The organism is Aquabacterium sp. (assembly GCF_030652515.1).
In the GTDB taxonomy this organism is placed as follows: domain Bacteria; phylum Pseudomonadota; class Gammaproteobacteria; order Burkholderiales; family Burkholderiaceae_C; genus Aquabacterium.
The window spans coordinates 51,244-61,411 of sequence record NZ_JAUSAR010000079.1 but is presented as its reverse complement, the minus strand read 5'-3'; the positions used below and the strand labels follow the sequence as shown (position 1 = coordinate 61,411).

12 protein-coding genes and 1 tRNA gene are annotated in these 10,168 nt (G+C 63.7%); all 13 read left to right on the top strand.

Going from position 1 to position 10,168, the window contains the following annotated elements; all coding sequences use genetic code 11:
• Positions 1–64 precede the first annotated feature (64 nt).
• The 13 genes from Q7V20_RS10165 to Q7V20_RS10105 all read left to right on the top strand — a co-directional run bounded on the left by Q7V20_RS10165 (position 65) and on the right by Q7V20_RS10105 (position 10,141).
• Positions 65–556: a low molecular weight protein-tyrosine-phosphatase gene (locus Q7V20_RS10165; protein ID WP_304790193.1), complete on the top strand. Its 492-nt coding sequence runs from the start codon at positions 65–67 to the stop codon at positions 554–556.
• Positions 557–759: 203 nt separating this feature from the next.
• Entirely contained in the window at positions 760–1,296 is a 537-nt protein-coding gene (gene iscR, locus Q7V20_RS10160; protein ID WP_304790112.1) for a Fe-S cluster assembly transcriptional regulator IscR, read from the top strand.
• Positions 1,297–1,398: 102 nt separating this feature from the next.
• Positions 1,399–2,619: an IscS subfamily cysteine desulfurase gene (locus Q7V20_RS10155; RefSeq protein WP_304790109.1), complete on the top strand. Its 1,221-nt coding sequence runs from the start codon at positions 1,399–1,401 to the stop codon at positions 2,617–2,619.
• 45 nt (positions 2,620–2,664) lie between these two features.
• Positions 2,665–3,051 (top strand): Fe-S cluster assembly scaffold IscU, encoded by a 387-nt coding sequence (gene iscU, locus Q7V20_RS10150; protein WP_304790106.1) that lies wholly within the window; start codon positions 2,665–2,667, stop codon positions 3,049–3,051.
• 100 nt (positions 3,052–3,151) lie between these two features.
• Positions 3,152–3,475 carry an iron-sulfur cluster assembly protein IscA gene (gene iscA, locus Q7V20_RS10145; protein ID WP_230179720.1) on the top strand — a complete coding sequence of 108 codons (324 nt, stop codon included), beginning with the start codon at positions 3,152–3,154 and terminating at the stop codon, positions 3,473–3,475.
• 70 nt (positions 3,476–3,545) lie between these two features.
• Positions 3,546–4,070 carry a Fe-S protein assembly co-chaperone HscB gene (gene hscB, locus Q7V20_RS10140; RefSeq protein WP_304790103.1) on the top strand — a complete coding sequence of 175 codons (525 nt, stop codon included), beginning with the start codon at positions 3,546–3,548 and terminating at the stop codon, positions 4,068–4,070.
• A gap of 18 nt (positions 4,071–4,088) precedes the next feature.
• The gene (hscA, locus tag Q7V20_RS10135) at positions 4,089–5,957 is read left to right on the top strand and encodes a Fe-S protein assembly chaperone HscA (RefSeq protein WP_304790100.1); all 1,869 of its coding nucleotides are present in this window, start codon (positions 4,089–4,091) and stop codon (positions 5,955–5,957) included.
• Between the two features lie 7 nt (positions 5,958–5,964).
• The gene (gene fdx / locus Q7V20_RS10130; RefSeq protein WP_304790097.1) at positions 5,965–6,303 is read left to right on the top strand and encodes an ISC system 2Fe-2S type ferredoxin; all 339 of its coding nucleotides are present in this window, start codon (positions 5,965–5,967) and stop codon (positions 6,301–6,303) included.
• A gap of 182 nt (positions 6,304–6,485) precedes the next feature.
• Positions 6,486–6,854 carry a gluconate 2-dehydrogenase subunit 3 family protein gene (locus Q7V20_RS10125; RefSeq protein ID WP_304790095.1) on the top strand — a complete coding sequence of 123 codons (369 nt, stop codon included), beginning with the start codon at positions 6,486–6,488 and terminating at the stop codon, positions 6,852–6,854.
• Between the two features lie 5 nt (positions 6,855–6,859).
• Positions 6,860–8,521 carry a GMC family oxidoreductase gene (locus Q7V20_RS10120; RefSeq protein ID WP_304790092.1) on the top strand — a complete coding sequence of 554 codons (1,662 nt, stop codon included), beginning with the start codon at positions 6,860–6,862 and terminating at the stop codon, positions 8,519–8,521.
• A gap of 27 nt (positions 8,522–8,548) precedes the next feature.
• Positions 8,549–9,220 carry a hypothetical protein gene (locus tag Q7V20_RS10115; RefSeq protein ID WP_304790090.1) on the top strand — a complete coding sequence of 224 codons (672 nt, stop codon included), beginning with the start codon at positions 8,549–8,551 and terminating at the stop codon, positions 9,218–9,220.
• A gap of 76 nt (positions 9,221–9,296) precedes the next feature.
• On the top strand, positions 9,297–10,019 hold the full coding sequence (gene dnaQ, locus Q7V20_RS10110; RefSeq protein ID WP_304790087.1) for a DNA polymerase III subunit epsilon: 723 nt from the start codon (positions 9,297–9,299) through the stop codon (positions 10,017–10,019).
• Between the two features lie 47 nt (positions 10,020–10,066).
• Positions 10,067–10,141 (top strand) — tRNA-Val (locus Q7V20_RS10105).
• Positions 10,142–10,168: the final 27 nt, after the last annotated feature.

The window sequence follows — 10,168 nt, the reverse complement described above, 5'->3', positions numbered from 1 at the left end:
CGCTGTGTCCCTTGAGAATGCTTCTTTTGATGCCCCGCCCAGCGGCCCCAAGCTGCGTGTTCTGATGGTCTGCATGGGCAACATTTGCCGTTCGCCCACCGCCGAGGCCGTTTTGCGCCAGAAGTTGGTCCAGACGGGCCTGGATGCCTTGGTTGAGGTTGATTCCGCCGGCACGCTCGGCTCGCACGTGGGCAGCCCGCCCGATGACCGCAGCCAGGTCCACGCCTTGCGCCGCGGCTACAAGCTCAACCATCTGCGCGCTCGCAAGGTGCAGCAAAGTGATTTCCATCACTTCGACCTGATCCTGGCCATGGATTGGGACAACCTGGCGGCGCTGCAAAAAAACTGCCCGGGCGTGGAAGCTCAAAGCAAGCTGCGCCGCCTGACCGAGTTCATCCCGGCGCGCTCGCCCTTGCTCGGCAGCGAAGTGGTTGGTGATCCCTACTACGGCGGCCCTGACGGCTTCGAGGCCGTGCTCGACCTGATTGAATCAGCCTGTGAAGGCCTGGTCGATCACCTGCACCAAAGGCTGCGCGCCATGGCGGTTCGGACATAGTCAAAAGCGATGGCCTTCATGGTCAGAAACTCAGGGAATTCCCTGGCCTTTGGTTGACTAAATTAGTAGGTTTCTCTATAATTGACTCATTCACTCGGGATTGACCACGCCCCGGGCCAGCCGGTTATCCCCGGTCGGTGTCGTTTCTGGTTTACCCTGACCAGGACTGAGGCGTCTAGATTCTGACCACAAGGAGAAGAGCCATGCGTTTGACCACCAAGGGGCGTTTTGCCGTCACCGCCATGATCGATCTGGCCCTGCGCGAGCACACGGGGCCCGTCGCCCTGGCCGCGATCAGCCAGCGTCAGCAGATTTCACTGTCCTACCTTGAGCAACTGTTCGGCAAGCTGCGCCGCCACGAGCTGGTGGAAAGCACCCGTGGCCCTGGCGGCGGTTACTCGCTGGGCCGCAAGGCCGAGGACATCACCGTGGCCGACATCATCGTGGCCGTCGATGAGCCCATTGACGCCACCGGTTGTGGGGGCAAGGAAAATTGCATGGGCACCGATGACGGTGGTCGTTGCATGACCCACGATCTATGGACCAGCCTGAACAACAAGATGATCGAGTACCTCGATTCCATCAGCCTGCGCAAATTGGTCGAAGACCAGCTGGCCAAGGGCGTGTCGATCGAAGCCCAACCCATCAAGCGGGCCATCTCGACACAACCTGTGGTCAAGCCGATCAAGATCACGGCCCCCAATTCGGTGTTCGCACTGGGGTCAACGCTCGCCAAGTAAGTCGCCCGGCGATAATCGCAGGCTTTTCTGATGTACCTGCCAGCCCCGGCCTGCCACAGCAGGCGTGTGGGCGGCACAGCTGAGTTCCCAAGAGTCCCCACTATGGACATGACCCCGCACTTCCCGATTTACATGGACTACGGCGCGACCACCCCGGTGGACCCGCGCGTGGTGGACGCCATGATCCCCTGGCTACGCGAGCGCTTCGGCAACCCGGCTTCGCGCACCCACGCTTATGGTTGGGACGCTGAAGAGGCCGTTGAAAACGCCCGCAAGCAAGTGGCCGATTTGATCGGTGCCGATCCGCGCGAAATCGTGTGGACCTCCGGCGCGACCGAGTCCAACAACCTGGCCATCAAGGGTGCGGCCCATTTTTACCAAAGCCGCGGTAAACACATCATCACGGTCAAGACCGAGCACAAAGCCGTGCTCGACACCTTCCGCGAGCTGGAGCGCCAAGGCTTTGAGGCCACTTACCTTGATGTCGAAGAGAACGGCCTGCTCGATTTTGAGAAATTCAAGGCCGCCATCCGCCCCGACACCATCCTGGCCTCGGTCATGTTCGTGAACAACGAGATCGGCGTGATCCAGGACATCACCGCTTTGGGCAATCTGTGCCGCGAAAAGGGCGTGATCTTCCACGTCGATGCCGCGCAAGCCACGGGCAAGGTCGACATCGACATGGCCAAATTGCCGGTTGACTTGCTGAGCCTGGCCTCGCACAAGACTTATGGCCCCAAAGGCATCGGTGCGCTGTACGTGCGCCGCAAGCCGCGCGTGCGCCTGGAAGCGCAAATGCACGGTGGTGGCCACGAACGTGGCATGCGGTCGGGCACCTTGCCCACGCACCAGATCGTCGGCATGGGCGAAGCCTTCCGCATCGCCAAGGAAGAAATGCACACCGAGGGTCCGCGCATCCTGGCCTTGCAGCAGCGCCTGCTCAAGGGCCTGCAAGACATCGAGCAGATCTTCATCAACGGTGATGTGGAACACCGCGTGCCGCACAACCTGAACATCTCCTTCAACTATGTTGAGGGCGAGTCGCTGATCATGGGCATCAAGGGCATCGCCGTGTCCTCGGGCTCGGCCTGCACGTCTGCCAGCCTGGAGCCCAGCTACGTGCTGCGCGCCCTGGGCCGCAGCGACGAGTTGGCGCACAGCTCGCTGCGCATGACCATCGGCCGTTTCACGACCGAAGAAGAAATCGATTACGCCGTGTCGACCTTGAAAGAACGCGTGGCCAAGCTGCGCGAGCTGTCACCCTTGTGGGACATGTTCAAAGACGGCATTGACATCAGCACTATTCAATGGGCCGCGCACTGACTTCCCGTCAACGCGCTACGCTCATCTCGTTCTTGGAGTACTACCATGGCATACAGCGACAAGGTCATTGACCACTACGAAAACCCCCGCAACGTGGGCGCTTTTGAAAAGGGCGACGAGTCCGTGGGCACCGGCATGGTCGGCGCTCCGGCTTGCGGCGACGTGATGAAGTTGCAGATCAAGGTCAACCCGCAAACCGGTGTGATCGAAGACGCGCGCTTCAAAACCTACGGATGCGGTTCGGCCATCGCGTCCAGCTCGTTGGTCACCGAATGGGTGCGCGGCAAGACGCTGGACGAAGCCCTGGGCATCAAGAACACCCACATCGCCGAAGAGCTGGCCTTGCCCCCGGTCAAGATCCACTGTTCGATCCTGGCCGAAGACGCCATCAAGGCGGCGGTGAACGACTACAAGGCCAAACATGCAGCCTGACCAAGCCACCGCCAGCACCGCCTCCGGTTCGTGCACCAGCGGGCCCGGCAACGGGCCTTTGCCCGAGCTGGCTTCCGCTGGCCAGGCGGGTGCACCCGGCATGTCGGTCTCGCTGACTGAAGCCGCCGCCCGCCACATCAACCGCTACCTCGGCCGCCGCGGCAAGGGCGTGGGTGTGCGCCTGGGCGTCAAGACCACGGGTTGCTCGGGCCTGGCCTACAAGATCGAGTTCGCCGATGAGGTGGCCCCTGAAGACATCGTCTTCGAGAACCAGGGCGTGAAGATTCTGGTGGACCCGAAAAGCCTGCCTTACATCGATGGCACCGAGCTGGACTTCGCGCGTGAAGGCCTGAACGAAGGCTTCAAGTTCAACAACCCGAAAGAGCGTGACCGCTGTGGTTGTGGCGAGTCCTTCCGCGTCTGACATGCCATTTGCCCTGGCCGCCAACCCCACCACGTGGTGGGGTTTTGCTTTGTGACCTGAGCTCATCGCCATGAACCTGGATGCTGACGACTTCACCCTGCTGGGCTTGCCCAGGTCCTTCGCCCTGGACCGCGCCACGCTCGACGCTCAGTGGAAGGCCTTGCAGGCCAAAGTCCACCCCGATCGTTTCGCGGCCGAAGGTGGTGCCGCGCAGCGTGTGGCCATGCAGTGGGCCGTGCGCGTCAACGAGGCCTATCAGCGCCTGAAGGACCCGCTCAAGCGTGCGGCTTACCTGTGCGAGTTGGCGGGCGTGCCGGTGCAAAGCGAGAGCAACACGGCGATGCCTTCGGATTTTCTGATCCAGCAGATGGAATGGCGCGAAGCCCTGGAAGATGCGGGCTCGGCAGACGATGTGCAGGTGCTGGAGGCTGAGGTCTCTGGCCAGCGCCAAGCCCGCTTGGCCAAGATCACCCAATTGCTGGACGCCCAATCCAACCCCACGCAAGCCGCACTCGAAGTGCGCGCCCTGATGTTCATCGATCGCCTGAGCGATGAGATCAACCTGCGACTAGAACGATACGAAGACGGCCTCTGAGCTGCGTTTGAGACCCCCATGGCCTTGCTGCAAATTTCCGAACCCGGGCAATCGCCCAACCCGCACCAGCGCCGCATCGCGGTGGGCATTGACCTGGGCACCACGCATTCGCTGGTCGCTTCCGTGCGCAGTGGCGTGGCCGAGTGCCTGCCTGATGAGCAGGGCCGCGTGATCCTGCCGTCGGCCGTGCGCTACCTGCTCGACGCGCAAGGCAAGACGCGCCGTGCGATTGGCTTCGACGCCTTGGCCCAGCAGGCCGAAGACCCGCAGAACACCATCGTGTCGGTCAAGCGTTTCATGGGGCGCCAACTGGCCGACCTGGCCGATGCCAAGAGCCTGCCTTACCAGTTTGAAGACCAGCCCGGCATGGTGGGCGTGGTCACGGTGGCGGGTGTGAAGTCACCCGTCGAGGTGTCGGCCGAGATCCTGGCCACCTTGCGCCAGCGCGCCGAAGACACCTTCAACGACGACCTGTTCGGCGCCGTCATCACGGTGCCCGCCTACTTCGACGACGCCCAACGCCAGGCCACCAAAGATGCGGCGCAGATGGCCGGCCTGAACGTGCTGCGTTTGTTGAACGAGCCCACGGCGGCCGCCATCGCCTATGGCCTGGACAACCGCTCCGAAGGCCTCTATGCCATCTACGACCTGGGCGGTGGCACCTTCGACATTTCCTTGCTGCAACTCAGCCGTGGCGTGTTCGAGGTGGTAGCCACCGGCGGTGATTCCGCCTTGGGCGGCGATGACATCGATCATGCCCTGGCCGAAGCCGCCTTGCTGGATGCTCAGATGGAGGCGGTGACGCCGCAGGACAAGCGCGCGGTGCTGGTGGCTGCGCGCGCGATCAAGGAGAAGCTCTCCACCGATGGGCACGCGCATTTGTCCTGCAAGTTGTCGGGCGGCATGCTGTCCACCAGCATCACCCGCGAACGTCTGCAAGGTCTGTCCAAGCCCTTGATCGACCGCACCCTGGTCGCAGTCAAGCGTGTGCTGCGCGATGCCAAGGTCAAGCCCGACGAGGTCAAAGGCGTGGTCATGGTGGGGGGCTCCACGCGCATGCCCGCCGTGCGCGATGCCGTGGGCACTTTCTTTGGCCAGACGCCCTTGACCGACCTGAACCCCGACGAGGTGGTGGCCCTGGGTGCGGGCATCCAGGCCAATCAACTGGCGGGCAACAACGACAAGGGAGATCACCTCTTGCTGGACGTGCTGCCCCTGTCGCTGGGCTTGGAAACCATGGGCGGCCTGGTCGAGCGCATCATCCCGCGCAACACGCCGATCCCCTGTGCGCTGGCACAAGATTTCACCACCTTCAAGGATGGCCAGACGGCCTTGGCCGTGCACGTGCTGCAAGGTGAGCGCGAGCAGGTCGAGCATTGCCGCTCGCTGGCGCGCTTCGAGCTGCGTGGCATCCCGCCCATGGCCGCGGGTGCCGCGCGCATCCGCGTCACCTTCCAGGTCGATGCGGATGGCCTGCTCAGCGTCACGGCGCGCGAGCAGCATTCGGGCGTCGAAGCCTCGGTGGTCGTCAAGCCCAGTTATGGCTTGAGCGACGACCAGGTGGCCCACATGCTGCGCGAAGGCTTCACCACGGCCGAGGCCGACATGAAAGACCGCTCGCTGCGCGAAGCGCGCGTGGAGGCCGAGCGCATGCTGGAAGCCACCCGCACTGCGCTGGCCGCCGATGGTGATCTGCTCAGTGCCGAACAACGCGCCGAGATCGACGCCCTGATGGGCAAGGTCGGCCAGCGCTGCGACTGGGGTGATGTGGACGCGCTTGAAGCCGCCACCAAGGCCCTGGCCCAGGGCACCGAAGGCTTCGCCGCCGAACGCATGAACCGCGGCATCCGCCAGGCCTTGGCCGGCCGCACCATTGATCAGGTTTAACCACCGTATGCCCATCATCAAGATCCTGCCCCACGCCGAGTTGTGCCCACAAGGCGCCAGCCTCACCGTTGCACCCGGCACGTCGGTGTGCGAGGCGCTGCTTGAGAACAACATCGCCATCGAGCACGCCTGCGACATGAGCGCGGCCTGCACCACCTGCCACGTCATCGTCCGCGAAGGCTTCAACAGCCTGAACGAGATGGACGAGACCGAAGAAGACCTGCTGGACCGCGCCTGGGGCCTGGAGCCCAACTCGCGCTTGAGCTGCCAGGCCATCGTCGCTGGCCAGGACCTGGTCGTGGACATCCCCAAGTACACGATCAACCACGCGCGCGAGAACCACTGACCATGTCCGGTGGTCGGTCGCCGCGCACCTGGCCCGTGCTGCCTCAGTTGCGGCGCCGCTGGTTGCTGGGGGCCTTGTTGGCTGGGGGGCTGTTGGGTTGGTTGGCCCGTGCCGATGCCGCAGGCACAACCAGGAGCACTCGCCGCGCCAGGCCTTCTAGGCGTCGCCCAGGGCCGTCTGCCATGCCAGTGGCTTTGTCGCCCTTCATCGATCACCTGATCCCTGCCGATGAGCTGAGCCCAGCCGCCTCGGCGCTGGGCGTGGCGCAACGTATCTGGAACGACGCCATGGCCACGCCTGACGGGCGGATGCTGGTGGAGCGGGTGTGTCAATGGCTTGACCAGTATGGCGAGGGCTTTGCATCGCTGGATGACAGCGAGCGCGAAGTGCTGGTGCGCTGGATGTCCCAAGCGCCCTGGGAGTCGCCACAGCGCCGATTCTTCCACCTGGTGCGCGAGCAGGCCTTCACGCTCTATTACACGCAACCAGCGGCGCTCAAAGGGTTCCCGTTTGACCGGCCGCCGCAGCCCATGGGCTTTGCGCTGGACTGACGGACATGGCGGCCAACTTTGATGCCATCGTGGTGGGTGCCGGTGCGGGCGGGGCCGCTGCCGCCTGGCGCCTTACCCAGAAAGGCGCCCGCGTGCTGGTGCTGGAGGCGGGGCCATGGTTTGATCCCGACAAGGACTATGGCCTGACCCAGCCAGACTGGGAGACGCGCTACTTTCCCAGCAAGCCAGGCAGCACGGGGCGCTACGCTTACGGCGCCATGCAGAAGCTCGATCCGCAATGGGACGACCTGCGCAGTTGGCACCACGAAACGGGCCGCCTGGTCCAGACCGAGCGCCGGGCCGTGCGTGGTGGTTACAGCCATGTTCGCGGTGTGGGCGGCAGCACCTTGCATTACGTTGGGGAGGCGCACCGGCTCAATCCGCATGCCATGAAACTGCACAGTCAGCATGGCATGGGCGCCGACTGGCCCTTCGACTACGACGAACTGGAGCCCTATTACGTGGAGGCCGAGCGCCTCATCGGGGTGGCGGGCCCGCCAGAGGCGGGGGACCGTTGGCGCAGCCAGCCTTACCCCTTGCCAGCGCACCCACTGTGCCTCGCCTCGCGCACCTTGGCCTCGGCCGCGCACAGTCTGGGGCAGCGCTGGGTGCCCAACGCCAGGGCAGCGCTGTCTGAAGCCTACGATGGGCGCCCGCCCTGCAACTACTGTGGCGGGTGCTCACGCGGTTGCCCGCGGCGTGACAAAGGCTCGGTCGATCAGACCTTCATCCGCCATGCCCTGCAATCAGGGCGTTGCGAGGTGCGGGCCCGCTGCACGGTGCTCGAGTTGCAGCATTCGCGGCAACGCGTGGTGACGGGGGTGCGCTATGTGGACGCCCAGGGCCGCCAGCGCACCGAGCGCGCAGGCCTGGTGGTGTTGGCAGCAGGCGCGATCGAAACCCCGCGCCTGCTGCTTGCCAACCGCTCGCGCGTGGCGCCGCAAGGCATCGGCAACGACCATGGCCAGGTCGGGCAACACTTTCTGGAAACCTTGCACTGGACATCCCTGGCGCTTCATCCACAGCCGCAGTCCAGTTTTGCAGGCCTGCCGGCCGACGCCATCTGCTGGGATTTCAATCGGCCCGATGCGATCCCGGGTGTCATCGGCGGGGCACGCTTTTATGCGGCCACGCTCGACACCGGCCTGCAAGGCCCGGTCTCTTACGCCACGCGCATGCTTGAAGGGTGGGGCGCCGATCACAAGCGCCGCCTGCGTGAGGTGGTGGGCCGTGGTCTGGCGGTCGGGGCGATCGGCGAGAGTCTGCCCAACCCAGGCTCCTTCATTGCCCTGGACCTGACGCAACGCGATGCTCATGGCCTGCCCTTGGCCCGCATCCATTCGCAGGTTGATGACATGGCCTGTCGGCGTCTGCGTTTCATGGCGCAGACCTGCCGCGCCTTGCTCAAGGCCGCCGGGTGTGGCGAGTTGCGCCAGGAGTTGGGCAGCTACGACGATTTCAGCAGCACCCATGTTTTTGGCACCTGCCGCATGGGCGAGTTGCCAGAAACAAGCGTCACGAATGATCTGGCGCAAGTTCATGGCTGGGGCAGCTTACTAATATGTGATGGAAGCACGTTTCCCAGCTCTGGAGGGGGAGAGTCGCCGTCCCTCACCATTCAGGCTGTGGCGTTGCGATCGATTGACCGAGTTCTCCAGGCGGGCTGATTTTTGTTGTCTGTCAGGAGAATTTCCATGATGAAGAAGTGTTCCGGCGCATTGCGCTTTTCGATGCTGGTGCTCAGTGGGCTCGCCGCTGGGTTGTCCGCCACGTCGGTGAGCGCAGGCGCGCTGATCTGCGGGAATTCCGGCACCTCGTGCGTTTTGCCCACCTTGTCTGGCGCCACCACTGGCGGCGGCAAGCGCGACACCACCGAGGCCTTCGCCGGCATCAACTGGGCCTTTGGCGCTGGCCCTGAGATGGTGCTGGGTGTGCGCTCTTTGCGCACCGATGCCCGCCGCCGGGTGGAAGGCGCCCGACTGGAAACCACCTTCCCGTTCAGCATGCAAAGCATCACTTTTGACAAACTGCGCCTGCGCCTGGTGGGCGGTCACCGCTCTGGCATGTACGAGCTGGGTGGTGGCTATTCGTTTGTCGGCAAGGGATTTTTGCTGTCCAGTGCCTTGCAGACCGACTACTTCAACGTGGGGACGGACCTGACCCTCAGCGATTTCAAGTGGCAGCCTTTTGTGGGCGTGAACACGCTGGAGCGCGCCAAGGCACCGGCTCTGAACAGCAACGGTACCCTGGCCTGTGCACCGGGGGCTGGCGACCTGACCTCGGTGACCGACCTGTTGAACAACGCCGGTACTTCGGTGGCCCCAGAGCTGCAACTGAACGGTTTCACCTGCTACCAAGCCGTCTGATCTGAGGCGGGCGCCGTGGGGGCGGGGGCTGATACAGTGGTCAGCCGCTGCCTCCACGCTTTTTGAGTTGTGCCCCATGTCTCGCCAGATCTTTCTTGACACTGAAACCACCGGCCTGAGCCCTGAATCAGGGGACCGCATCATTGAAATCGGCTGCGTGGAGATGGTGAACCGCCGCCTGACTGGTCGGCACCTGCATTTCTATTTGAATCCGCAGCGTCCCAACCACGAAGACGCCGTTCGCATCCACGGCTTGACCGACGAGTTCCTGGCCGACAAGCCCTTGTTCGCGGCCGTGGTCGATGAGTTTCTGGACTACGTGGCTGGCTCCGAGCTGATCATCCACAACGCCAGCTTCGACATTGGCTTCCTGAATGCCGAGTTGCGCCGCGTGAACAAGGGCGTGATGGCGGACCACATCGAGGGCGTGCTCGACACCCTGGTGATGGCGCGGGAGATGTTCCCGGGCAAGTCCAATTCGCTGGACGCCCTGTGCAAACGGCTGGAGGTGGACAACACCCACCGGACCTTGCACGGCGCCTTGATGGACGCTGAGTTGCTGGCCACCGTCTACATCAACATGACGCGCGGCCAGGACGCGCTGTTGATCGACGCAGGGGGCGAGGAAGAGGGCAGCCAGGCCGCCCTGGACGCGGCGGCGGTGGATTTGAGCCAGTTCGACTTGCGGGTGATCGAGCCCAGCGCCGCCGAGGCCGAGGCCTTTGACAAGGCGCTGGCCGACATCGACAAAGCCAGTGGCGGCAAAGCGATTTGGAAATCGCTGGAAGCTGTGCTATAGTCTTGGTCTTCGCCAAACACCCGGGCGGAGCCGAAATACCAAATTTCGGGCGGTTAGCTCAGTGGTAGAGCACTGCCTTCACACGGCAGGGGTCGCAGGTTCGAACCCTGCACCGCCCACCAGTAAAAAAAAGCACTTGGCCTTGCGGC